The following is a 22,733-nucleotide window of genomic DNA, read 5'->3' as shown; positions in this document are numbered from 1 at the left end:
ACCCGCTAAACTGGAGGACGGACCACGGCGGGCGCCCCGGCGCGCGCCGTGGTCCCCGAACCACCGCCACCGCACCACAGGACGAGGTCTCACCGTGTCACCTTCCCACGCCAAGTCGCGCCCCGCGTCGCGATCCACCTCCTCCGGGAAGCCCACGGGGACGCCGAGCGGGAAGCCAACCCGGGCGCAGAAGCGCGAGGCGAAGAAGCAGCGGAAGGCGACCAAGGGCCCCGGCTTCCTCGGGCAGATCAAGCAGGTCTTCAAGATGACCCGCGAGGTCGAGCCCAACGTGGGCTGGTGGATGCTGCTGATCGGTCTCGGTGTGCTCCTGGCGTTCCTGCTCGTCGGCGCCCTGCTCGGCAACTGGATCACCGGCCTGCTCATCGGACTGCCGTTCGCCCTGCTCGCGGCCTCGTTCTACCTCTCCCGGAGGGCCGAGCGCGCCGCCTTCGCCCGGATCGAGGACCAGCCCGGGGCCGCAGGGGCGGCCCTGTCCGCCCTGCGCCGCGGCTGGATCGTGGAGGAGCAGCCGGCCGCGATGGACCCGCGCACCCGCGACCTCGTCTTCCGCGCCATCGGCCGCCCCGGCGTGGTCCTCGTGACCGAGGGTCCCGCCGGCCGGGTCGACAAGATCGTCTCGAAGGAGCGCCGCCGGATCGGTCCCGTGATCCAGAACGTGCCGATCCACGTCATCAAGACCGGCAAGGGCGAGGGCCAGGTGCCCCTGCGCGAGCTGTCCAAGCAGATGAAGAAGCTCGACAAGAAGCTCACCCAGCAGGAGGTGCAGACCGTGCACAAGCGGATCAGCACGCTCGGCAACCGCCTGCCGATCCCCAAGGGCGTCGACCCGATGCGCGCCCGCCCGGACCGCAAGGCCATGCGCGGCCGCTGAGCCGCCTCGACGACGGAGCCCCCGCCTTCCCTGGGAAGGCGGGGGCTCCGTCGTCGAGGCGGCCCGGTTCAGCGGGTGCGCACGAGGATCGTGTCCGCGGCCCGGTCGTGCAGGCCGCGCTGGTCCGGGTCGAAGACCACGGGCGGGATCAGCAGGCACAGCAGCAGCGAGCGCACCACGGCCCGGGCGAACCCGGAGGGGCGCCCGTCCAGCGTCTGCACCTGCAGGCCCGTCACCCAGTGCCCCAGGGTGTGCCCGGCGGCCCCGACCAGGAGCACGTTGAGCAGGAACAGCAGGGCGAGGGTCACGAGCCCGTGCTGGTTCCACTGCGGGGCGAGCCACGCGGCGAGCGCCCAGCACAGGTACCAGTCCAGGGCCAGGGCCACGAGCCGCCGTCCGGGGCGGCCCACCGAGCCCGGCCCCGCCGCCGGGCGCCCCAGGCGCTGCCCCGGGTACTGCCGGGGGCCGGTCCCCGGGCCCTCGAGCCAGGAGCCGACGTCACGTCTGTCGATCATGCCCCCAGGGTATCGGGGCGATCTCGCCTAGACTGACGCCCAGACCGTGGCTTCCCCGGGCCACCCCGTGTAACACCGAGGAAACACCCGGGACACGGAGCCTTAATGCCGGGTCCGTAGCGTTGGCCCCGGAAAAGGACGCCGCACGAACGTCTCGGCACGGCGGTCCAGCCCATCTGAGAAGGGAAACAGCACATGTTCCAGACACCCGAGGAAGTCCTCGCGTTCATCAAGGACGAGGAGATCGTCTTCGTCGACGTCCGGTTCACGGACATGCCCGGCGTGCAGCAGCACTTCAACCTCCCGGCCAAGTCGGTGGACAACGACTTCTTCGTGCACGGACAGCTGTTCGACGGATCCTCCATCCGCGGCTTCCAGGGCATCGCCGAGTCGGACATGCAGCTGATCCCGGACCCGACCTCCGCGTTCGTGGACCCCTTCCGCGTCGAGAAGACCCTCGTGGTCACCTGCTCGATCGTGAACCCGCGCACCGGTGAGCCCTACCACCGCGATCCCCGCGGCGTCGCCGAGCGCGCCGAGGCCTACATGGCGTCCACCGGCATCGCCGACGTCGCCAACTTCGCCTCCGAGGCCGAGTTCTTCATCTTCGAGGACGTCCGCTACGACGTCCAGCCGCAGGGCTCCTTCTACGCCATCGACTCCGACGAGGCCGCGTGGAACACCGGCCGCAAGGAGGAGGGTGGGAACCTGGGCAACAAGACCGCCACCAAGGGCGGATACTTCCCGGTCTCCCCCGTGGACAAGCAGGCCGACCTGCGCGACGCGATGTGCGTGGCCCTGGACGAGGTGGGCCTCGAGGTCGAGCGCTCCCACCACGAGGTGGGCGGTCCCGGCCAGGCCGAGATCAACTACCGGTTCAACACCCTCACCCGGGCCGCCGACGACCTGCAGAAGTTCAAGTACGTCATCAAGAACACCGCGGACGCCTTCGGCAAGTCGGCCACGTTCATGCCCAAGCCGGTCTTCAACGACAACGGCTCCGGCATGCACTGCCACCAGTCGCTGTGGAAGGGCGGCGAGCCGCTGTTCTACGACGAGAAGGGCTACGCGGGCCTGTCCGACCTGGCCCGCTGGTACATCGGCGGTCTGCTCGAGCACTCCTCGGCCGTCCTCGCGTTCACGAACCCGACCGTGAACTCCTACCGCCGCCTGGTGAAGGGCTTCGAGGCCCCGGTCAACATGGTGTACTCGCAGGGCAACCGCTCCGCCGGCATCCGCATCCCGATCACGGGCACCAACCCGAAGGCCAAGCGCCTCGAGTTCCGCGCCCCGGACCCCTCGTGCAACCCGTACCTGGCGTTCGCCGCCCAGCTGATGGCGGGCCTGGACGGGATCCGCAACCGCATCGAGCCGGCCGACCCGATCGACAAGGACCTCTACGAGCTGCCCGCCGAGGAGGCCAAGGACATCAAGAAGGCCCCGGCCTCGCTGGAGGAGGCGCTGCTGGCCCTGGAGGAGGACCACGAGTTCCTGCTCGCCGGGGACGTCTTCACCGAGGACACCGTCCGGTCCTGGATCGAGTACAAGCGCGAGTTCGAGCTCAAGCCGCTCTCCGTGGTCCCGCACCCGCTGGAGTTCTCGCTGTACTACGGCGTCTGAGTTCGGCGGCGTCACCGGCCCGCGGCGCCCCAGCCGCAGGCGGCAGACCCACGGGAACGGCCCCGGACCCCTCGAGGGGTCCGGGGCCGTTCCCGTGCGCGGGCCCCGCGCAGGGGTCCGTCAGTGGCCGTAGAAGAGCCGCTCGAACACGGCGCGGGCCTTGCGGGTGGTCCGCAGGTAGTCCTCCTCCAGGAGGCGGGCGCCGCCGTGGCCGTACCCGCACCAGCGGGCCACCGCCTCGAGGTCCGCACGCTTCGAGGGCAGGGCGTCGGAGCTGCGGCCGGTGCGCAGCACGTTGCCGTTGCGCACGGCGGTGGCCAGGCGCCAGGCCGCGGCCAGGGCGGCGGCGTCCTCGGCCGTGACCAGACCCTCCTCCTCGGCGGCGCGCAGCGCGCGCAGCGTGCTGGTGGTCCGGAGCCCCGGGACCCGGTGCGCGTGCTGGAGCTGCAGCGTCTGCACCAGCCATTCCACGTCCGAGAGCCCGCCCCGGCCCAGCTTCACGTGCCGGGACGGGTCCGCGCCGCGCGGCAGGCGCTCGTTCTCGACCCGCGCCTTCATCCGGCGGATCTCCAGCAGCTGCGCCTCGGTGAACTCGGCCGGGTAGCGGCGGGGGTCGATCACGCGGCGGAACGCCTCGGCCAGGTCGTCGCTGCCCGCCACGGGCAGCGCCCGGGTGAGGGCCTGGAACTCCCACGTCTGGGCCCACCGGGCGTAGTACTCCGCGTAGGAGTCGACGGAGCGCACCATGGGGCCCTGCTTGCCCTCGGGGCGCAGGTCGTTGTCGATCTCCAGCACCCGCTCCGCCACGATGGGCGGGCTGCACGGCGCCTTGAGCAGCTGCACCATCCGCTGTAGCAGGGTCTCGGCCTGCTCCCGGGCGGCGGCCGGGTCCGCCTCCCCCACGGGACCGTAGACGTACATGACGTCGGCGTCCGAGCCGTAGCCGATCTCCCGCCCGCCCTGCCGCCCCATCGCGACCACCAGGACCTCGGCGACGCGGCCGGAGCGGTCGTAGACCTCGCGCTCGGCGGCGTGCAGGGCGCCCAGGATGCAGGCGCGGTCGATGTCGGAGAGCGCCTCGGCGACCCGCTCGACGTCGAGCAGCCCGGAGGTGTCCGCGAGCGCCACGCGCAGCTCCTCGCGGCGGCGGATCAGGCGGATCATCCGCATCGCCTCGCCCGAGTCGGGGTGCCGGGCCATCTGCGAGCGGATCTCGGTCCACAGGGTCTCGAAGGGGACGGGACAGAGGTCGTCGTCCTGGCCGAGCCAGGCGGTCGCCTCCGGGGAGTTCTCCAGCAGGTCGGTGACGTAGCGGGAGCTGGAGAGGATCTGGCACAGCCGCTCGGCGGCCGCGTTGGAGTCGCGCAGCAGACGCAGGAACCAGGGGGTGGTGCCCAGGGACTCCGAGAGCCGCCGGAAGCCCAGCAGCCCGGCGTCGGCGTCCACTCCGTCGGCGAACCAGGACAGGAGCACGGGCAGCAGGGTCCGCAGGATCTCGGCCCGCCGGCTCACCCCGCGGGTGAGCGCCTCGATGTGCCGCACGGCCGCCTTCGGGTCCCGGTAGCCCAGGGCGGCCAGCCGGTCCCGCACCGACTCCGGGGAGAGGCTGGTGTCGCTCTCGGGCAGGTGCGCCAGCGCGGCCAGCAGCGGCCGGTAGAAGATGCGCTCGTGCATCCCGCGCACGTTGCGCTTCACCTTGCGCCACTCCTCGAGCAGCGACTCCGCCGAGGGGCGGGCGGTGTCCGCGGCGCCCCGCAGGGACCGGGCCACGGTCACCAGCTCCCGCTCGGCACGCGGCATGAGGTGGGTGCGGCGCATGCGGAAGAGCTGGATCCGGTGCTCCAGCAGGCGCAGCCAGCGGTAGTGCGCGGCGAACTGCTCGCTGTCGCGGCGGCCGATGTAGCCGCCCTCGGACAGCGCGCGCAGCGAGTCGGTGGTGGCCCGGGTGCGGACCCGCTCGTCCGTGCGCCCGTGCACGAGCTGGAGCAGCTGGACGGTGAACTCGACGTCGCGCAGGCCGCCGGGGCCCAGCTTGATCTGCCGCTCGGCCTCGGCGTCGGGGATGTTGTCGGTGACCCGGCGTCGCATGGCCTGCACGGACTCCACGAAGCCCTCGCGCGCGGCGCTGCGCCAGACGTACGGCTCGATCGCCTCCCGGTAGGCCTGCCCCAGCTGCGGGTCCCCCGCGATGGGGCGGGCCTTGAGCAGGGCCTGGAACTCCCAGGACTCCGCCCAGCGCTCGTAGTAGCGCACGTGGGACTCCAGGGTGCGCACCAGGGGCCCGTCCTTGCCCTCGGGGCGCAGGTTGGCGTCCACCTCCCACAGCGGCGGCTCCGCCGCGCGCGCCATGATCGCCCGGGCGGTGCCCGTGGCCAGGGCCGTGGCGATGCTCGTCGCCTCCGCGCCGTCCGGCCCGTCCTCCTCGTGCCCGGCGTCCACGGCCATGACGTGGACCACGTCGACGTCGGAGATGTAGTTGAGCTCCCGGGCCCCGCACTTGCCCATCCCGATCACGGCCAGCCGCACCCGGTCCACGAGCTCGGGGGCCCAGGTCCGTGCCGCCTCGGCCCGGGAGACGGCCAGCGCCGCCTCGAGCGCGGCGGCGGCGAGGTCGGCCAGCTGCCGGCCCACCGCCGGCATGTGGTCGGCGGGATAGAGGGCGCCGACGTCGCGGATCGCGATGCGGGTCAGCTCCCTGCGGTAGGCGACGCGCAGAGCGGTGTAGGCCTCGTCGCCGGTGTCCCCGGCCACCGGGGTCCGGGCCGCGGGGTCCGCGCCCACCGCGTGCAGCAGCGCGGTGCGGAACTGCTCCGCGGAGATCTCCTCCGGCTCGGCGGCGGCCGGCTCCGCGAGCAGGTCGAGGTGCTCGGGCCGGCGCAGCAGGAACTCGCCCAGCGCCTCGGAGGCCCCCAGCAGCCGGAACATGGTCTCGGAGGCCTCCGGGCCGGCGTTGATCCGCTCGGCCAGCTGGGGGGAGCCCTCCAGCAGGCGGACCGTCAGCTGCAGGGCGACGTCGGGCGAGGCGGCCAGCGCCAGGCCCTCCAGCAGCCGGTCCTGGTCCACCGGGCCGAGCTCGCGGAACCCGAGCCAACGCTGGGCGTTGCCCGTGTCCGCGAAGCCGAGCTTGATGAGCCGCCCGGAGGCGACGGGGTCCGTGGCGGACGCCGACTGGGGAGGGTGGGTCATGGCGCGCTCCGTCCCGGGCTCAGAGGATGCCGAGGTTGTTCTTCAGCTCGAAGGGGGTGACCACGCGACGGTAGTCGTTCCAGTCCCGGCGCTTGTTGCGCAGGAAGTAGTCGTAGACCTGCTCCCCGAGCAGCTCGGCCATGAACTCCGACTCCTCCGTCTCCCGGATGGCGTCGTAGAGGCTCGAGGGCAGCGGGTTGTGCCCCAGGGCCCGGCGCTCGGCGGAGCTCATCGCGGCGACGTCGTCCAGCTCCACGGGCGGGAGGTCGTACTCGTTCTCGATGCCCTGCAGGCCCGCCGCGAGCAGCGCCGCGTAGGACAGGTACGGGTTCGTCGCGGAGTCGATGCCGCGGTACTCGATCCGCGCGGCCTGCACCTTGTCCGGCTTGGACAGCGGCACCCGCACGAGGGCGGAGCGGTTGTTGTGCCCCCAGGAGAGGTAGGAGGGTGCCTCTCCCCCGCCCCAGAGCCGCTTGTAGGAGTTCACGAACTGGTTGGTCACCGAGGTGAACTCCGGGGCGTGGCGGAGGATGCCGGCGATGAAGTGGCGGGCCGTGCGGGAGAGCCGGAACTCGGAGCCGCCGTCGAAGAAGGCGTTGGTGTCCCCCTCGAAGAGGGAGAAGTGGGTGTGCATGCCCGAGCCGGGGTGCTCCGTGAAGGGCTTCGGCATGAAGGTGGCGTACAGCCCCTGGGCGAGCGCGACCTCCTTGATCACGGTGCGGAACGTCATGATGTTGTCGGCCGTCTGCAGGGCGTCGGCGTAGCGCAGGTCGATCTCGTTCTGCCCGGGGCCGGCCTCGTGGTGGGAGAACTCCACGGAGATCCCGACGGCCTCGAGCATGTTGACGGCCTTGCGCCGGAAGTCCTGCACGACGCCGCCCGGCACGTGGTCGAAGTAGCCCTCGTGGTCGACCGGCACCGGCTGGCCCTCGGCGTCGAGGTCGGCGGACTTCAGCAGGTAGAACTCGATCTCCGGGGCGGTGTAGCAGGTGAAGCCCATGTCGGAGGCCTTCTCCAGGACCCGCTTGAGCACACCCCGAGGGTCCGAGGAGGCGGGCTCCCCGTCGGGGGTGAGGATGTTGCAGAACATCCGCGCGGTCGGCTCGGTCTCCCCCCGCCAGGGCAGGATCTGGAACGTGGAGGGGTCGGGCTGCAGGAGCATGTCCGCCTCGGAGACGCGGGAGAGGCCCTCGATCGAGGACCCGTCGAAGCCGAGCCCCTCCTCGAAGGCCGCCTCCACCTCGGCCGGGGCCAGCGCCACCGACTTGAGGCTGCCCACGACGTCCGTGAACCACATCCGCACGAAGCGCACGTCCCGCTCCTCGATGGTCCTGAGGACGAACTCCTGCTGACGGTCCATGGCTGTGTTCCTCGTCTTCCTGCCCGCGGCCGGCGCCGCGGGCGTGTGCCGTGCCGACACGGGCACGCCTGCTGTCCCGCCCACTCTAACGCGCCCGCCCGGGCCCCCCGCCGGGCGCGCGGAGCCCGCCGGTTAGGCTGGGGCCATGACCCAGGAGACCACCCGCCCGGAGCCGGGCGCCCTCGACGTGCGCCGGGTGCGCACCCACCACCTGCGCGAGGCGAAGCGCCGCGGCGAGAAGTTCACCATGCTCACGAGCTACGACGCTCTCACGGCGGCGATCTTCGACGCCGCGGGCGTCGACACGCTGCTCGTCGGGGACTCCGCGGGCAACAACGTCCTGGGCTACGACACCACGCTGCCCGTCACCGTGGACGAGCTGCTGCCGCTGTGCCGGGCCGTGTCCGGGGCCGCCGAGCGCGCGTTCGTCGTCGTCGACCTGCCCTTCGGCTCCTACGAGGCCTCCCCGGAGCAGGCGGTGGCCACCGCGGTGCGCTTCCTCAAGGAGGGCGGGGCGCACGCGGTGAAGCTGGAGGGCGGGGCGTGGTTCGCCCCGCACGTGCGGGCCATGGTCCAGGCCGGGGTGCCCGTCGTGGCGCACCTGGGGTTCACGCCGCAGAGCGAGCACGCCCTGGGCGGCTACCGGGTGCAGGGCCGCGGCGACGCAGCACAGGCCCTGGTCGAGGACGCCCGCGCCCTCGAGGCGGCCGGGGCGTTCTGCCTGGTCCTGGAGATGGTCCCGGCCGAGGCCGCCCTCGCCGTGGACGCCGCCGTGGACGTCCCCACCGTGGGGATCGGCGCCGGGCCCGGGACCACCGGCCAGGTGCTCGTGTGGCAGGACATGCTGGGGCTGCGCCGCGGGCGGATGCCCCGCTTCGTGCGGCAGTACGCGGACCTCCACGGGGTGGTCGCCGACGCCGTGGGCCGCTACGTGCAGGACGTGCGCACCGGGACCTTCCCGGGTCCCGAGCACAGCTTCTGAGCCGCGGGGCTCAGCCCTCGTCGAAGGCGCGGTCCTCCTCGTCCCACTTCCGGGTCCGCTCCGCCGCGAGCTTCAGGGCGTTCTGCGCCTCCTGGCGCGTGGCGTAGGGACCGAGCAGCTTGCGGTAGTCCGACTGCGGGCCCTCCTCGACCTCGTGGGTGTAGACGTTGAACCAGAACTCGCTCATGACCTCTCCTTCCCCGGGCCGCCGGGGCGTCCTCGACCGGACCGGGCGGGCACCCGGCGCGTTAGGGTAGATCCTAGGCCCCGACGGGGCCGACAGACCCGAAGAACCAGGAGGACCAGACCCCCGTGCTCTCGCACAACCTCACCGCTCCCGGCGGCGCCGCCCCCGTCGGTGCCCTCGCCCCCGGGTCCCTGAGCCCGCAGCGCCCCGTCCCGGCGTCCATCCCCCGGCCCGAGTACGTCGGCCGGGCCGAGCCCGACGAGGGCCGGGGCGGGAACGTCTACCCGCCCGAGGAGGTCGAGCTGATCCGGGAGGCGGGCCGGATCGCGGCCCGCGCCCTGCAGGAGGCCGGCCGGGCCGCCGTGCCCGGCGCCACGACCGACGACCTGGACCGGATCGCCCACGAGTACCTGTGCGACCACGGCGCCTACCCGTCCTGCCTGGGCTACCGGGGCTTCCCGAAGTCCATCTGCACGTCCCTGAACGAGGTGATCTGCCACGGCATCCCCGACTCCACGGTGCTGGAGGAGGGCGACATCATCAACCTCGACGTCACGGCCTACAAGAACGGCTTCCACGGCGACACGAACCGGATGTTCCTGGTGGGCGAGGTCGACGAGCAGTCCCGCCTGCTGGTGGAGCGCACCGAGGAGGCGCTGAACCGGGCCGTCAACGCGGTCCGGCCCGGCCGCGAGATCAACGTCATCGGCCGGGTGATCGAGAAGTACGCCCGGCGCTTCGGCTACGGCGTGGTCCGTGACTTCACCGGCCACGGCGTGGGCCGGGAGTTCCACTCCGGGCTCATCGTCCCGCACTACGACGCCGCCCCGTCCTACGCCACCCTCATGGTGCCCGGCATGGTCTTCACGATCGAGCCCATGCTGACCCTCGGCACGATCCAGTGGGAGCAGTGGGACGACGACTGGACGGTCACCACCCGGGACCGGATGCGCACCGCGCAGTTCGAGCACACGCTGGTTGTGACGGATGACGGCGTGGACGTGCTGACCCTGCCGTAGACTGCGCACTGATCAATCGACCACGGCCCCCCGAGAGGACCGCCCCATGACCACACCAGATCGCTCCGTCGCGGACGTCCCGAGCCGGCGCGTCATCGGCATCGACTTCGGCGGCACCGGGACCAAGGGCGGCATCGTCGACCTGGACACCGGCGAGCTCGTCGGCGAGCGCTTCCGCATCCCCACCCCGCGCCCGGCCACGCCGGAGAAGGTGGCGGAGGTCGTGGAGCAGATCGTGGCGGAGCTGCAGTCCCGCCCCGAGGCCCCGGCGCCGGACTCGCCGGTGGGCATCGTCTTCCCGGCGATCATCAAGGACGGGGTGGCGCTGTCCGCGGCGAACATCGACAAGTCCTGGATCGGCACGGACGTGGACACCCTGATGACGGAGCGGCTGGGCCGGCCGGTCGAGGCGCTCAACGACGCCGACGCCGCGGGCCTGGCCGAGGCGGTCTACGGCGCCGGACGCGGGGTGAAGGGCCTGGTCATCGTGATCACCCTGGGCACCGGCATCGGCTCGGCCCTGATCCTCAACGGCAAGCTCGTGCCGAACGCCGAGCTGGGCCACCTGGAGATCGACGGCCACGACGCCGAGACGAAGGCCTCCGCGGCGGCGCGCGAGCGCGAGGACATGCCCTGGAAGAAGTGGGCGACCACGCGGCTGCAGCGCTACTTCAGCCACGTCGAGTTCCTGTTCACCCCGAGCCTGTTCGTCGTGGGTGGCGGGGTGTCGAAGAAGGCGGACAAGTTCCTGCCCTTCCTGGAGCTGCGCACGCCGGTGAAGGTCGCCGAGCTGCGCAACAACGCGGGCATCGTGGGCGCGGCCCTGTGGGCGGGCATCCCGCACGGGTCCGAGGACTGACCCCGGCGCCTGCGCCGGACGACGACGCCCGGACGCCTCCTCGCGGAGGCGTCCGGGCGTCGTCGTGTGCTGCGGGCACGAAAAAAACCCGCCGGGGGCCGCGGCTTCCCCTCCGCAGCCCCCGGCGGGAGCTTGTTACGAGGCTTACTCTACGACCCTCCTCCGGTCGGCGGCAAGAGACACGCCGGGACGTGTCGCCGCGGTGCCGCACTCAGAGCAGCCGGGGCTGGGACACGCCGTCGAGGCTCCGGGGCCGGGCCCGGCGGCCGGGGCGCTTCTTCGCCCCGGAGCCCGCGGGCTCCACCGCGGCGGGGATGGTCTGCTGCCCGGACTGCTCGGCCTGCTGCTGCCGCAGCAGGTCGATCGCCTCCTCGAAGTCGCCGAGGCCGTCGAAGGCCTGGTAGACGCTCGCGAAGCGGAGGTAGGCCACCACGTCCAGGCGGCGCAGCGGGGCCAGGATGGCCAGCCCCACCTCGTGGGCCTCGATCTCCGCGGCGCCCAGGGCGCGGATCGTCTCCTCGACCTCTTGGGCGAGCATCGCGAGGTCGTCCTCGCTCACCGGCCGCCCCTGGCAGGCCTTGCGCACCCCGTTGACGATCTTCTGCCGGTCGAAGGGCTCGGTGACGCCCGAGCGCTTGATCACGGAGATCGTGGTCGTCTCGAGCGTGGTGAAGCGGCGGCCGCACTCGGAGCACTGGCGGCGGCGGCGGATCGCCGTCCCGTCGTCCGTGGTGCGGCTGTCCACGACGCGGGAGTCGGTGTGGCGGCAGAAGGGGCAGTGCACGGTCGGATCAGCCCCCGGTGCGGATCGTGATGGCCGTGCCGTGCGCGGGCAGGTCCTCGGAGTCGGCCAGGGCCACGATGTCCGCGCCGATCTCGGCGAGGGCCTCCTGCGAGTACTCCACGATCTGCACGGCCTTCAGGAAGGAGGTGGTGGACAGCCCCTGCGTGTGCACGGCGGTGCCGCCGGTGGGGAGCACGTGGTTGGACCCGGCGGCGTAGTCGCCCAGCGGGACGGGACTGTACGGGCCCACGAAGATGGCCCCGGCGTTGCGCACCCGGGCGGCGACCTCCTGCGGGGCGGCGGTGTGGATCTCGAGGTGCTCGGCGGCGTAAGCGTCGGCCACCGCGATCGAGGCGTCCAGGTCGTCGGTGAGCACCGCCCCGGACTGCGGCCCGGTCAGCGCGGTCGCCACCCGCTCCCGGTGCCGGGTGCGCGGCACCTGCACGGCGAGCTCCGCCGCGACGCGCTCGGCCAGGGCCGGCGAGTGCGTGATGAGCACGGACCCGGCGGCGGGGTCGTGCTCGGCCTGGGAGATGAGGTCGGCGGCAACGTAGGCGGGGTTCGCCGTGTCGTCGGCCAGCACGGCGATCTCGGTGGTGCCCGCCTCGGCGTCGACGCCCACCACGGAGCGCAGCAGCCGCTTGGCCGTGGCCACGTAGACGTTGCCGGGGCCGGTGACGGTGTCCACCGGCTCGAGCACGTCCTCGCCGTCGACCACGCCGTGGGCCATGGCCGCGAGGGACTGGGCCCCGCCGATGGCCCAGACCTCGTCCACCCCGAGCAGACCCGCCGCCGCGAGGATCGTCGGGTGCGGCAGGCCGCCGAACTCCCGCTGCGGCGGGCTGCACAGGGCGATCGACCCGACCCCGGCCGCCTGGGCCGGGACGACGTTCATGACCACCGACGAGGGGTAGACGGCCAGCCCGCCCGGGACGTAGAGACCGGCCCGGCGGATGGGGGTCCAGCGCTGGACCAGGACCGCCCCGGGAGCCACCTCGAGGCGGGCGTCGGCCGGGCGCTGGGCCGCCGCGAAGGCCCGGGTGCGCTCGATCGCCGTCTGCAGGCCGTGGCGCACCGCGGGGTCCAGCGCGTCGACCGCCCGCCGGATCTCGGCGGGGTCCACGCGCAGCCGCTGCTGCTCCACGCCGTCGAAGCGCAGGGCGTAGCGGCGCAGGGCCGCGGCACCCTCCGCGCGGACGGCGGCGATGATCTCCTCCACGGCCTGCTCGGCGGACGCCAGGGACGAGGTGCTCTGCCGGGGCACCGCCGCGCGCAGCTCGGCCCAGGACAGCTGCCGGCCGCGGAGGTCGATCGTGCGCAGGGCGGGCGTCGTGGTCGTCTCAGCAGTAGTCACGTGTCCATGGTATTCCACCGCACCACCCCTGACGGGGCCCGGGTCTTGCGCTCTCCGGCCCGGTCGGCTAGACCTCCAGGCAGGTGGGCCCGAGCAGCACCTTCAGGTCCCCGAACAGGGCCGGCGAGGGGTTCACCCGCAGGTCCGGGCCCAGCCGCAGGATCTGCACCTTCTGCCGGGTCTCGAGGTGGATGCGCACCTCGGAGTCCCCGCGGTGGTTGCGCAGCACCGCCCCGATCTCCTGGACCGTGGCCTCGGTGGCGCGGAACTCGGGCAGCGCGATCAGCACCGGGCCGTTGTGCCCGTCCGCGGAGAGCTCCGGCACCGTCAGCTCCTGGGCGGAGATGGTCACCGAGCCGTCGTCCCGGCGCTGCAGGCGGCCCTTGATCACGCAGATCAGGTCCTCGGCCAGCACCCCTGCGATGGGGGCGTAGGCCTTGCCGAAGAACATGATCTCGATCGAGCCGGTCCGGTCCTCGAGCTCCACCCGGGCGTAGGCGTTGCCGGAGGTCTTGGCGATCCGCCGGGACAGGGACGTGATCATGCCCGCGACCGTGACGACCGCGCCGTCGGGCCGGCCGTCCTCCCCCAGCAGCGGCTGGATCGAGGTGTCGGCGTACTGGCCCAGGGCCTCGTCGAGCCCGCGCAGCGGGTGGTCGGACACGTACAGGCCCAGCATCTCGCGCTCGAAGGCCAGCAGGTCCTTGCGCTCCCACTCGGGGACGTCGGGCACCGCCACGGTCAGCGAGGTGGAGGGGTCCTCCTCGTCCAGGCCCATGCCGCCGAAGAGGTCGAACTGCCCGGCCGCCTCCTGGCGCTTGACGGCCACCGTGGCGTCCACGGCCTCCTCGTGGCACATCACTAGGCCCCGCCGGGTGTGGCCCAGCCTGTCGAAGGCGCCGGCCTTGACCAGGGACTCGATGGTGCGCTTGTTGCACACCACCGCGGGGACCTTGGCGAGGAAGTCGTTGAAGGAGGTGAAGGCGCCGTGCTCCTCCCGGGCCTCGACCATGGCGCCGACCACGTTGGCCCCCACGTTGCGCACCGCGCCCATGCCGAAGCGGATGTCGGTGCCCACCGGGGTGAAGTTCAGCGCGGACTCGTTGACGTCCGGGGGCAGCACGGTGATGCCCATCCGGCGGCACTCGGTGAGGTAGAGGGCCAGCTTGTCCTTGTCGTCGCCCACCGAGGTGAGCAGCGCGGCCATGTACTCGGCCGGGTAGTGCGCCTTGAGGTAGGCCGTCCAGTAGGAGACGAGGCCGTAGGCCGCGGAGTGGGCCTTGTTGAAGGCGTAGTCGGAGAACGGCAGCAGGATGTCCCACAGGGCCTTGATGGCGCCCTCCGAGTAGCCGCGCTCCACCATGCCCCCGTGGAAGCCCGCGTACTGCTTGTCCAGCTCGGACTTCTTCTTCTTGCCCATGGCGCGGCGCAGGATGTCCGCCTGGCCCAGCGAGAAGCCGGCCACCTTCTGGGCGATCGCCATGACCTGCTCCTGGTAGACGATCAGCCCGTAGGTCGTGTTGAGGATCTCCGCGAGCGGCTCCTCGAGCTCGGGGTGGATCGGGGTGATCTCCTGCTGGCCGGTCTTGCGCAGCGCGTAGTTGGTGTGCGAGTTCGCGCCCATCGGACCGGGCCGGTAGAGGGCGATCACGGCGGAGATGTCCTCGAAGTTGTCCGGGCGCATGAGCTTGAGCAGCTGGCGCATGGGCCCGCCGTCGAGCTGGAACACCCCGAGGGTGTCGCCGCGGGCCAGCAGCTCGTAGGACTCGGCGTCCTCGAGGCCGAGGTGCTCGAGGTCCAGGACGAAGCCGTCCTGGTTGAGCGTGATGTTCTCCAGGGCGTCGGAGATGATCGTGAGGTTGCGCAGGCCCAGGAAGTCCATCTTGATCAGCCCCAGCCCCTCGCACGTGGGGTAGTCGAACTGGGTGATCACCTGGCCGTCCTGCTCGCGGCGCATGATCGGGATGATGTCGATCAGCGGGTGCGAGGACATGATCACGCCCGCCGCGTGCACCCCCCACTGCCGCTTGAGGCCCTCGAGCCCCTCGGCGGTCTCGAAGATCTTCTTCGCCTCGGGATCCTGGGCGAGGACCTCGCGCAGCTCGTCGGCCTCGCCGTGGCGCTTGGCGGACTCGTCGTAGACGTCCTTGAGGGAGATGCCCTTGCCCATGACGTCCGGCGGCATGGCCTTGGTCAGCTTCTCCCCCATGGAGAACGGGTAGCCGAGCACGCGGGAGGAGTCCTTCAGGGCCTGCTTGGCCTTGATGGTGCCGTAGGTGACGATCATGGCCACGCGCTCGTCGCCGTACTTCTCGGTGACGTAGTGGATGACCTCCGAGCGGCGGCGGTCGTCGAAGTCGACGTCGAAGTCGGGCATGGACACGCGGTCCGGGTTGAGGAAGCGCTCGAAGATCAGCCCGTGCTGGAGCGGGTTCAGCTCGGTGATGCGCATGGCGTAGGCGACCATGGACCCGGCCCCGGAGCCGCGGCCCGGGCCCACCCGGATCCCGTTGTTCTTCGCCCAGTTGATGAAGTCGGCGACCACCAGGAAGTACCCGGGGAAGCCCATCTGCAGGATGATGCCCTTCTCGTAGTCCGCCTGGCGCTGGACGTCCTCGGGGATCCCGCCGGGGAAGCGGTGGTGCAGGCCCTTCTGCACCTCCTCCACGAACCAGGACTCCTCGTCGTGGCCCTCCGGGGTCGGGAAGCGGGGCATGTAGTTGGCGGAGGTGTCGAACTCCACGTGGCAGCGCTCGGCGATCTCGAGGGTGTTGTCGCAGGCCTCCGGGAAGTCCCGGAAGAGCTCGCGCATCTCGGCCGGGGACTTCAGGTAGAACTCGTCCGCGTCGAACTTGAACCGCTTGGGGTCGGCCAGGGTGGAGCCGGACTGCACGCACAGCAGCGCCGCGTGGGACTTCGCGTCCTCGGCGTGGGTGTAGTGCAGGTCGTTGGTGGCCACCAGCGGCAGCTGCAGGTCCTTGGCCAGCTTGAGCAGGTCGCTCGTGACGTTCTTCTCGATCGCGAGACCGTGGTCCATGAGCTCGCAGTAGAAGTTCTCGGCCCCGAAGATGTCCCGGAACTCCGCGGCGGCCTGGCGGGCCTCCTGGTACTGGCCCAGGCGCAGCCGGGTCTGGACCTCGCCGGAGGGGCAGCCCGTGGTGGCGATCAGGCCCTTGCCGTAGGTGCTCAGCAGCTCCCGGTCCATGCGCGGCTTGTACAGCTGGCCCTCGAGGGAGGCCAGGGATGAGGCGCGGAACAGGTTCTGCATGCCCTGCGTCGTCTCGGCCAGCAGCGTCATGTGCGTGTAGGCGCCGCCGCCGGAGACGTCGTCGCGGCCGCCGTCGGCGAACTTCACGCGGGTGCGGTCCGAGCGGGCGGTGCCCGGGGTGAGGTAGGCCTCCACCCCGATGATCGGCTTGATCCCCGCGTTGCGGGCCTTGTTCCAGAAGTCGAAGGCGCCGAAGACGAACCCGTGGTCGGTGGTCGCGAGGGAGGACATCCCCATCTGGTGGCAGGCCTCGAAGAGGTCGTCGAGACGTGCCGCACCGTCGAGCATGGAGTACTCGGTGTGCACGTGCAGGTGGGTGAAGCTGTTCTTGCCGGATGCCGTCGTCACCCGACCAGTGTAGTCGTCCCCGCCGACCGCGCCGCCGCGCCGGGGGCCCGCCGGGTCAGGCCGGCCCGCCGTCCCGGAGGGTCTCCAGGGCGAAGGCGAGGTCCGGCGGATAGGGGCTGTCGAACTCGACCGCCTCGCCCGTGCCGGGGTGCTCGAAGCCCAGCCGCTGGGCGTGCAGCCACTGCCGGGTCAGCCCGAGCCCGGCCGACAGCGCCGGGTCCGCCCCGTAGGTCAGGTCCCCGCAGCAGGGGTGGCGCAGTGCCGAGAAGTGCACCCGGATCTGGTGGGTGCGCCCGGTCTCCAGGTGGACCTCCACCAGGGCCGCGCGCCCGAAGGCCTCCAGCACCTCGTAGTGGGTGACCGACGCGCGCCCGCCCTCGACCACGGCGAAGCGCCAGTCGTAGCCGGGGTGGCGCCCGATCGGGGCGTCGACGGTCCCGCGCAGCGGGTCCGGCAGGCCCTGGACCACGGTGTGGTAGACCTTCGTGACCGTCCGCTCCTTGAACGCCCGCTTCAGCGCGGTGTACGCCCGCTCGGTGCGGGCCACGACCATCAGCCCGGACGTGCCGACGTCGAGCCGGTGCACCACGCCCTGCCGCTCCGGCGCCCCGGAGGTGCTCACGGTCACGCCGGCCCCGGCCAGGGCGCCCACCACGGTGGGCCCCTTCCAGCCCGGCGACGGGTGGGCGGCCACCCCCGCCGGCTTGTCGATCACCACGATGTCGTCGTCCAGGTGGACCACCCGGAAGTCCTCGACCAGCTGCGGGACGATCCGGGACGGGTCCTCCGGCACGGGCACCTGCACGGTGAGCGTCTGGGCGGCCTCCACCCGGAAGGACTTGGGGACGGGGCGGCCGCGGTGCAGCACCCGCCCCTCCGCGCACAGGGCGGCCGCGGCGGAGCGGGAGAGGCCCGTGAGGGCGGCGACCGCCGCGTCGGCGCGCTGGCCCTCCAGCTCGGGCGGCACGGTGAAGCGCTCGGTGGTGTGCTCCGGCTCAGCCACGGGAGCCCTCCTCCTCGGGCGCGGTCCGGTCCGCGGCGCGGGTGCCGTCGAGCTCCCGGCCGAGCAGGGTCAGGAGCACCACCAGGCCCACGCCCACCACCACCCCGCAGTCGGCGATGTTGAAGATCGCGAAGCGCGGCACGGCGATGAAGTCCACCACGTGGCCCACCGCGAAGCCCGGCTCCCGCAGGAGGCGGTCGGTGAGGTTGCCGAGGGCCCCGCCGAGGACCAGGCCCAGGGCCAGGGCCCACCCTGCCGAGCGCACCCGGCGCAGCGTCAGCACGATCACCACGGAGACGACCGCCATGACCAGGGTGAACAGCCAGGTCACGTTCTCGCCCAGGGAGAAGGCCGCCCCCGGGTTGCGGATGAACTGCCACCACAGCAGGCCCTCGACCACCGGGGTCCGCTGGCCGAGCGCCATGGTGCTCACCACCCACCACTTGGTGAGCTGGTCCAGGACGTAGACCAGCAGCGCGGCGGCCGCTGCGAGGAGCAGCACGCGGCGGCGGCCCGCCCCGCCGGTGGTGCCCGCGGGGGCTTCGGGGTGCTCGCTCATGCTCTCCTCGGAAGGGGTCGGGGTGCGGGCCCGGACGGCCGGGCCCGGGTCCATGGTGTCACGTCGGCCGGGGCGGGCGCGGGGCCGGGACCACGACGGAGGGACCGGCCGCGCGGCCGGTCCCTCCGTCGGGATCCCCGTGCGCGGGGGCTCAGGCCTGGGCGGCCGGGGCCGCGGCGGACGTCTCGCCGCCGTCGGCGGGAGGCGCGGGCTCGAGGGCCGGGGTGGTCTCCAGGTCGTGCAGCTGCTCCTGGATGAAGCCCCTGAGCTTCTCCCGGTAGTCCTGCTCGAAGCCGCGCAGCCCCGCGACCCGGGTCTGCAGCGCGGCCTCCTCGTCCCGCAGGGCGGTCAAAGTCTGCTCGCGGGTGCGCCGTGCGTCCTCGACGAGCTCCTCGGCCTGGACCCGGGCCTCGGCGACGAGCCGGTCGCGCTCCGCGGTGCCCTCGGCGACGTACTCGTCGTGCAGCTTCTGCGCCATCGCGAGCACCCCGGCCGCGGACTGCGCGGCGCCGGCCGGGCTCTCCGCGGCGGACGGCTCGGCGGGGACCGGCTCGGCGACGGCGGGCTCGGTCACCGCGGTCCCGGCGACGCCCGGTCCGGCGGCGGGCTCCTCGGCCGCGGCCGGGCCCGCCTCGGCGACCGGCGCGGGCTCCCGGGGGGCGACCGGCTGCCCGGCCGTCTCGAGCTGCTGCTTGAGGTCCGTGTTCTCCTGGTTCAGGCGCCGCAGCTCCACGACGATCTCGTCGAGGAAGTCGTCGACCTCGTCCTGGTCGTAGCCCTCCCGGAACTTGGTGGGCTGGAACCGCTTGTTGATGACGTCTTCGGGCGTCAGGGCCATGAGTGCATTCCTCCTAGGGCGGGGCGCGGGCGCGGCCCGCGGCGGGGGGCTCCGTCCGACCGGCGCCGGGGGCGGACCGGCGGCCGGCACCCGGTGGGTCGTGCGGTTACAGAGTACAGGCAGGTCGCAGCGGGGCCGGTTCAGACCAGCAGGGAGCCGACGATGCCCTGGACGATGCTGACGGCGAAGATGAGGATCAGGAAGCCGAGGTCCAGGGCCACGCCGCCGAAGCGCAGCGGCGGCACGATCCGGCGCAGCCAGCGCATGGGCGGGTCGGTGACGGTGTACACGGCCGAGGCGCCCACGAGGGCGACGCCGCGGGGCCGCCAGCTGCGGGCGAACATCTGCACCCAGTCCAGGACGAGGCGGGCCAGCAGCGCCACGTACACGAGGTGCAGGGCCAGGTACAGCAGGGAGAGCAACAGGTCCATCGGTCCGCCTCAGTCCTCCGGGTGGTCGTCGGTGCCGTCCTCGGCCTCGCCGCCGGCCGGGTGGCCGACGACCTCGACGTAGGACGGGGTGAGCAGGAAGACCTTGCCGGTCACCCGCTCGATGGAGCCGTGGAGGGCGAAGACCAGCCCGGCGGAGAAGTCCACCAGCCGCTTGGCCTCGGCGTCGCCCATGTCGCTGACGTTCATGATGACAGGGGTGCCCTCGCGGAAGGCCTCGCCGATGGACTTCGCGTCGTTGTAGGAGCGGGGGTGGACCGTGGTGATCGTGCGCAAGGTCGAGCTGTCCTCTCGAGAGCTGGAGGGGGCGCGTTTGATGGGGGTGACCGGCGCCCGGTACTCGGCCGACCGGCGCGGCACGGCCACGGCCGTGGACTCGTGGGCGCGGGCCTCGCGCGGCTCCTCGCGGACCGCGACGGCGGACTGGTGCTCCTGGCGGGCAGGCGTCGGGTCGTCGTCGTAGTCCTCGTCCGTCTCGGCGAGGCCGAGATAGATCATGGTGCGGCGCAACGCTCCGGCCATGGTGCTCTCCTTGACTGTCTGTGCGGATATCGGCGGTGGGGGGAGTTCCGGGATCCTCGGACCGCCCGGCGCCCGTCGTGCTGCACGGATCGCGGTACGGCCCTGGCCCCGCAGGGCCGTCCTCCAAGCTATCCTACGGGCGGTCGGGGGCCGAGGATATCGGAGCCGACGCGCACGTGCGTGGCTCCCCGGGCGACGGCCTCCTCGAGGTCCTGGCTCATGCCCGCGGAGACGGCGGTGGCCCCCGGCAGCGCCTCCCGCACCCGGTGCGACAGGGCCTGCAGGCGGTCGAAGGCCGGGCCCGCGGCCGCGCCCAGCGGGGCGACGGCCATGACCCCGCCGGCGCGCAGCCCCTCCGTGGCGGCGATCTGCTCCGCGAGCCCCACGACGTCCTCGGGGCGGGCGCCGCCCCGGTGCTCCTCCGCGTCCAGGGACACCTGCACCAGGCAGGTGAGGTCCTGCTGGGTGCACGGACCGCCGGGGACCTGCCCGGCGGCGGCCTCCTCCCGGTGCCGCCGCACCGCCTTGCCCAGGGCGGTGACGAGGGAGCCGCGGTCCACCGAGTGCACCCACGAGGCGTAGCGGACCACGGACTTCGCCTTGTTCGACTGGAGCTGGCCGATGAAGTGCCAGGCGAGGGGGCCGTCGAGGTGCTCCGCGACCTCCCGCGCCTTGGCGGCGGCCTCCTGGTCCCGGTTCTCCCCCACGTCGCGCACGCCCAGCCGGTGCAGCCGGAGGACGTCCGCGGCGGGGAAGAACTTGGTGACGGCGATCAGCGTGGGCTCCGGGGCGCCGGCGCCCCGGGCCGCGGCGCCGATCCGGGCCCGGACGCGCCCCAGGGCCTCGGCGAGCTCGCGGCTGCGCGGGTCGTCCGCACCGGCGCTCATGCCGTGCGCTCCGCCCGGGCGCCGGGGCGGCCGCGCCAGACGAGGCCGACGATCCGGCCCGAGCCGGGGTCCCGCCGGTGCGAGGAGAGCCGCTCGTCCTCCAGGGTGCAGACCGGCCCGCCGTCGGCCGAGGGTTCGGTGACGGCCACGCCGAGGCCGGCGAGCCGGTCCCGGGCGCCGGCGCGCAGGTCCAGGGCCGGGGTGCCCCAGGACGTGGTGGCGGCCACCGCGGGGATCCGCCGCAGCGACTCCTCCCGCATCGCGGCCGGCACCTCGTAGCAGCTGCCGCAGATCGAGGGCCCCACCCAAGCCGCGAGCCGGTCCGCGCCCCGCTCCCGCAGCCGCTCCACGGTGCGCTCCAGCACGCCGCCGAGCAGACCGCGCCGCCCGGCGTGCGCCACGGCCGTGACCGGGCCCGTGGGCCCCTCGCCCAGGAGCAGCACGGGCACGCAGTCGGCCACCATCACGGCCAGCGGCACGCCCGTGGCCGAGACCGCGGCGTCGGCCACGGGCACCGCCGCGCGGTCGGGGCGGTCGGCGTCGACGACGTCGGTGCCGTGCACCTGCTCCAGGAAGAGCAGGGAGCCGGCGGCCACTCCCATCGACCGCTCGAGGGCGGCCCGGCGGCGGCGCACCGCGGCCGGGTCGTCACCCGTGTGCAGCGCGAGGTTGCCCGCGCTGCGGTCCGTGAAGGCCATCCGGACGCCCGGCCCGACCTCGTCCTGCCACCAGAACACCCTGGTCCTCCTCTGTCGTGCCGCACCGGCCGCCGGACGGACGGACGGGGCGGGGTTAAACGCCCGGGGGCGGACGCGGTGCACCGCGTCCGCCCCCGGGCCCGGACTCACTTCAGGAAGTCGGGGAAGTCCAGGGAGTCCTTGCGGGCGGAGCCGGCGGGCTGGCCGGCCTCGGCCTCGGCGGGCAGGTCGACGTCGAAGCCGGCGTCGTCGGGCACGTCGTCGTTGGCCACCGGCTGGGCCCACCGCTGCGCGGTGGCGGGCTGGCCGAAGGAGGCGGTGCCGCCGCGCTGCGGGGAGCGGCCCAGGCCGGCGGGCTGGCCGGCGCCGGAGCCGAAGGCGGCGCGGGTGCTCGCGGCCTGCTGGGCGGCGGCGTTGGTGTTGTTCGCGTTGGTCTCCGGGCTCACGGAGTCGAAGCCGGCGGCGATGACGGTGACCCGGGCCTGGTCGCCGAGGGCGTCGTCGATGACGGCGCCGAAGATGATGTTCGCCTCGGGGTGGGCCACCTCCTGGACCAGGCGGGCGGCCTCGTTGATCTCGAACAGGCCGAGGTCGGAGCCGCCCTGGATGGACAGCAGCACGCCGTGGGCGCCGTCGATGGAGGCCTCCAGCAGCGGGGACGCGATGGCGAGCTCCGCGGCCTTCACCGCGCGGTCCTCGCCCTGCGCCGCGCCGATGCCCATGAGCGCCGAGCCGGCGCCCTGCATCACGGACTTCACGTCGGCGAAGTCGAGGTTGATCAGGCCCGGGGTGGTGATCAGGTCGGTGATCCCCTGCACGCCGGAGAGCAGCACCTGGTCCGCGGACTTGAAGGCGTCGAGCATGGACACGTTGCGGTCGGAGATCGACAGCAGCCGGTCGTTCGGGATCACGATGAGGGTGTCGACCTCGTCGCGCAGCGTCTCGATGCCGTTCTCCGCCTGGTTGGAGCGGCGCCGGCCCTCGAAGGTGAACGGGCGGGTGACCACGCCGATGGTCAGGGCCCCCAGGGAGCGGGCGATCCGGGCGACCACGGGGGCGCCGCCGGTGCCGGTGCCGCCGCCCTCGCCGGCGGTCACGAACACCATGTCGGCCCCCTTGAGGACCTCCTCGATCTCCTCGTGGTGGTCCTCCGCCGCCTGGCGCCCGACATCGGGGTTGGCGCCGGCGCCCAGGCCGCGGGTCAGCTCGCGCCCGACGTCGAGCTTGACGTCGGCGTCGCTCATCAGCAGGGCCTGGGCGTCCGTGTTGATCGCGATGAACTCGACGCCGCGCAGCCCCTCCTCGATCATCCGGTTGACGGCGTTGACGCCGCCGCCGCCGATTCCGACGACCTTGATGACGGCCAAGTAGTTCTGGGGGGTGGAGGAGTCCATGGGTACCTA

General features: G+C 72.9%; 20 protein-coding genes. 5 read left to right on the top strand and 15 right to left on the bottom strand.

The window, feature by feature from the left end:
* The first annotated feature begins 94 nt into the window (after positions 1-94).
* Entirely contained in the window at positions 95-892 is a 798-nt protein-coding gene (locus tag GMA12_RS13495; protein WP_162459853.1) for a DUF4191 domain-containing protein, read from the top strand.
* 68 nt (positions 893-960) lie between these two features.
* On the opposite strand, the gene GMA12_RS13490 is transcribed toward GMA12_RS13495, so the two are convergent.
* On the bottom strand, positions 961-1,407 hold the full coding sequence (locus tag GMA12_RS13490; protein WP_156270000.1) for an RDD family protein: 447 nt from the start codon (positions 1,405-1,407) through the stop codon (positions 961-963).
* Between the two features lie 195 nt (positions 1,408-1,602).
* Between GMA12_RS13490 and glnA (GMA12_RS13485) the strand changes: the two genes are divergently transcribed.
* Positions 1,603-3,027, top strand: a complete 1,425-nt coding sequence (glnA, locus tag GMA12_RS13485) for a type I glutamate--ammonia ligase (RefSeq protein WP_156269999.1) — start codon at positions 1,603-1,605, stop codon at positions 3,025-3,027.
* Positions 3,028-3,147: 120 nt separating this feature from the next.
* On the opposite strand, the gene GMA12_RS13480 is transcribed toward glnA (GMA12_RS13485), so the two are convergent.
* A complete protein-coding gene (locus GMA12_RS13480) occupies positions 3,148-6,213 on the bottom strand; it encodes a bifunctional [glutamine synthetase] adenylyltransferase/[glutamine synthetase]-adenylyl-L-tyrosine phosphorylase (protein WP_156269998.1) in 3,066 nt (1,021 codons plus the stop codon).
* 19 nt (positions 6,214-6,232) lie between these two features.
* Entirely contained in the window at positions 6,233-7,573 is a 1,341-nt protein-coding gene (gene glnA, locus GMA12_RS13475; protein ID WP_047801484.1) for a type I glutamate--ammonia ligase, read from the bottom strand.
* Positions 7,574-7,718: 145 nt separating this feature from the next.
* Between glnA (GMA12_RS13475) and panB the strand changes: the two genes are divergently transcribed.
* Positions 7,719-8,555 (top strand): 3-methyl-2-oxobutanoate hydroxymethyltransferase, encoded by an 837-nt coding sequence (panB, locus tag GMA12_RS13470; RefSeq protein ID WP_156269997.1) that lies wholly within the window; start codon positions 7,719-7,721, stop codon positions 8,553-8,555.
* Between the two features lie 10 nt (positions 8,556-8,565).
* Here panB and GMA12_RS13465 read toward each other — a convergent pair whose 3' ends face one another.
* Complete coding sequence (locus GMA12_RS13465; RefSeq protein WP_139318569.1) at positions 8,566-8,742, bottom strand: SPOR domain-containing protein; 177 nt, start codon at positions 8,740-8,742, stop codon at positions 8,566-8,568.
* Positions 8,743-8,867: 125 nt separating this feature from the next.
* On the opposite strand from GMA12_RS13465, the gene map reads away from it, so the two are divergent.
* Positions 8,868-9,761, top strand: coding sequence for a type I methionyl aminopeptidase (gene map, locus GMA12_RS13460; RefSeq protein ID WP_162459852.1), 894 nt, complete (start codon positions 8,868-8,870; stop codon positions 9,759-9,761).
* 46 nt (positions 9,762-9,807) lie between these two features.
* Positions 9,808-10,620, top strand: coding sequence for a polyphosphate--glucose phosphotransferase (ppgK, locus tag GMA12_RS13455; RefSeq protein WP_156269996.1), 813 nt, complete (start codon positions 9,808-9,810; stop codon positions 10,618-10,620).
* 211 nt (positions 10,621-10,831) lie between these two features.
* Here ppgK and nrdR read toward each other — a convergent pair whose 3' ends face one another.
* The 11 genes from nrdR to ftsZ all read right to left on the bottom strand — a co-directional run bounded on the left by nrdR (position 10,832) and on the right by ftsZ (position 22,724).
* Positions 10,832-11,404, bottom strand: coding sequence for a transcriptional regulator NrdR (gene nrdR, locus GMA12_RS13450; protein ID WP_162459851.1), 573 nt, complete (start codon positions 11,402-11,404; stop codon positions 10,832-10,834).
* A 7-nt stretch (positions 11,405-11,411) separates the two neighbouring features.
* Positions 11,412-12,758 (bottom strand): histidinol dehydrogenase, encoded by a 1,347-nt coding sequence (gene hisD, locus GMA12_RS13445; protein ID WP_162459850.1) that lies wholly within the window; start codon positions 12,756-12,758, stop codon positions 11,412-11,414.
* 67 nt (positions 12,759-12,825) lie between these two features.
* Positions 12,826-16,374 (bottom strand): DNA polymerase III subunit alpha, encoded by a 3,549-nt coding sequence (gene dnaE, locus GMA12_RS13440; RefSeq protein ID WP_162459849.1) that lies wholly within the window; start codon positions 16,372-16,374, stop codon positions 12,826-12,828.
* Positions 16,375-16,429: 55 nt separating this feature from the next.
* A complete protein-coding gene (locus GMA12_RS13435; RefSeq protein ID WP_370831578.1) occupies positions 16,430-17,377 on the bottom strand; it encodes an RluA family pseudouridine synthase in 948 nt (315 codons plus the stop codon).
* Complete coding sequence (gene lspA / locus GMA12_RS13430) at positions 17,370-17,936, bottom strand: signal peptidase II (protein ID WP_156269995.1); 567 nt, start codon at positions 17,934-17,936, stop codon at positions 17,370-17,372. Before lspA ends, GMA12_RS13435 begins: the two co-directional genes overlap by 8 nt.
* A gap of 151 nt (positions 17,937-18,087) precedes the next feature.
* Positions 18,088-18,774 carry a DivIVA domain-containing protein gene (locus GMA12_RS13425; protein ID WP_156269994.1) on the bottom strand — a complete coding sequence of 229 codons (687 nt, stop codon included), beginning with the start codon at positions 18,772-18,774 and terminating at the stop codon, positions 18,088-18,090.
* 140 nt (positions 18,775-18,914) lie between these two features.
* On the bottom strand, positions 18,915-19,205 hold the full coding sequence (locus GMA12_RS13420; RefSeq protein WP_156269993.1) for a YggT family protein: 291 nt from the start codon (positions 19,203-19,205) through the stop codon (positions 18,915-18,917).
* Positions 19,206-19,214: 9 nt separating this feature from the next.
* Entirely contained in the window at positions 19,215-19,745 is a 531-nt protein-coding gene (locus tag GMA12_RS13415) for a cell division protein SepF (protein WP_047802085.1), read from the bottom strand.
* A 128-nt stretch (positions 19,746-19,873) separates the two neighbouring features.
* A complete protein-coding gene (locus GMA12_RS13410; protein WP_156269992.1) occupies positions 19,874-20,632 on the bottom strand; it encodes a YggS family pyridoxal phosphate-dependent enzyme in 759 nt (252 codons plus the stop codon).
* Positions 20,629-21,369 (bottom strand): purine nucleoside phosphorylase YfiH/LACC1 family protein, encoded by a 741-nt coding sequence (locus GMA12_RS13405; protein WP_370831577.1) that lies wholly within the window; start codon positions 21,367-21,369, stop codon positions 20,629-20,631. The genes GMA12_RS13410 and GMA12_RS13405 overlap by 4 nt, the downstream gene beginning before the upstream one ends.
* 107 nt (positions 21,370-21,476) lie before the next feature.
* On the bottom strand, positions 21,477-22,724 hold the full coding sequence (gene ftsZ, locus GMA12_RS13400; protein WP_156269991.1) for a cell division protein FtsZ: 1,248 nt from the start codon (positions 22,722-22,724) through the stop codon (positions 21,477-21,479).
* Positions 22,725-22,733: the final 9 nt, after the last annotated feature.

The organism is Kocuria sediminis (assembly GCF_009735315.1).
Taxonomy (GTDB): Bacteria; Actinomycetota; Actinomycetes; order Actinomycetales; family Micrococcaceae; genus Kocuria; species Kocuria turfanensis.
The sequence above is the reverse complement of the archived record's forward strand: the minus strand, read 5'-3'. Positions and strand labels throughout refer to the sequence as shown.

Excerpts from the sequence above, each read along its gene's own strand:
- panB (WP_156269997.1), top strand. The coding sequence starts at position 7,719 with ATGACCCAGGAGACCACCCGCCCGGAGCCGGGCGCCCTCGACGTGCGC.
- glnA (WP_047801484.1), bottom strand. The coding sequence starts at position 7,573 with ATGGACCGTCAGCAGGAGTTCGTCCTCAGGACCATCGAGGAGCGGGAC.
- ftsZ (WP_156269991.1), bottom strand. The coding sequence starts at position 22,724 with ATGGACTCCTCCACCCCCCAGAACTACTTGGCCGTCATCAAGGTCGTC.
- GMA12_RS13420 (WP_156269993.1), bottom strand. The coding sequence starts at position 19,205 with ATGGACCTGTTGCTCTCCCTGCTGTACCTGGCCCTGCACCTCGTGTAC.
- ppgK (WP_156269996.1), top strand. The coding sequence starts at position 9,808 with ATGACCACACCAGATCGCTCCGTCGCGGACGTCCCGAGCCGGCGCGTC.
- GMA12_RS13410 (WP_156269992.1), bottom strand. The coding sequence starts at position 20,632 with ATGAGCGCCGGTGCGGACGACCCGCGCAGCCGCGAGCTCGCCGAGGCC.
- GMA12_RS13465 (WP_139318569.1), bottom strand. The coding sequence starts at position 8,742 with ATGAGCGAGTTCTGGTTCAACGTCTACACCCACGAGGTCGAGGAGGGC.
- lspA (WP_156269995.1), bottom strand. The coding sequence starts at position 17,936 with ATGAGCGAGCACCCCGAAGCCCCCGCGGGCACCACCGGCGGGGCGGGC.
- GMA12_RS13415 (WP_047802085.1), bottom strand. The coding sequence starts at position 19,745 with ATGGCCGGAGCGTTGCGCCGCACCATGATCTATCTCGGCCTCGCCGAG.
- glnA (WP_156269999.1), top strand. The coding sequence starts at position 1,603 with ATGTTCCAGACACCCGAGGAAGTCCTCGCGTTCATCAAGGACGAGGAG.
- GMA12_RS13490 (WP_156270000.1), bottom strand. The coding sequence starts at position 1,407 with ATGATCGACAGACGTGACGTCGGCTCCTGGCTCGAGGGCCCGGGGACC.
- GMA12_RS13480 (WP_156269998.1), bottom strand. The coding sequence starts at position 6,213 with ATGACCCACCCTCCCCAGTCGGCGTCCGCCACGGACCCCGTCGCCTCC.
- GMA12_RS13425 (WP_156269994.1), bottom strand. The coding sequence starts at position 18,774 with ATGGCCCTGACGCCCGAAGACGTCATCAACAAGCGGTTCCAGCCCACC.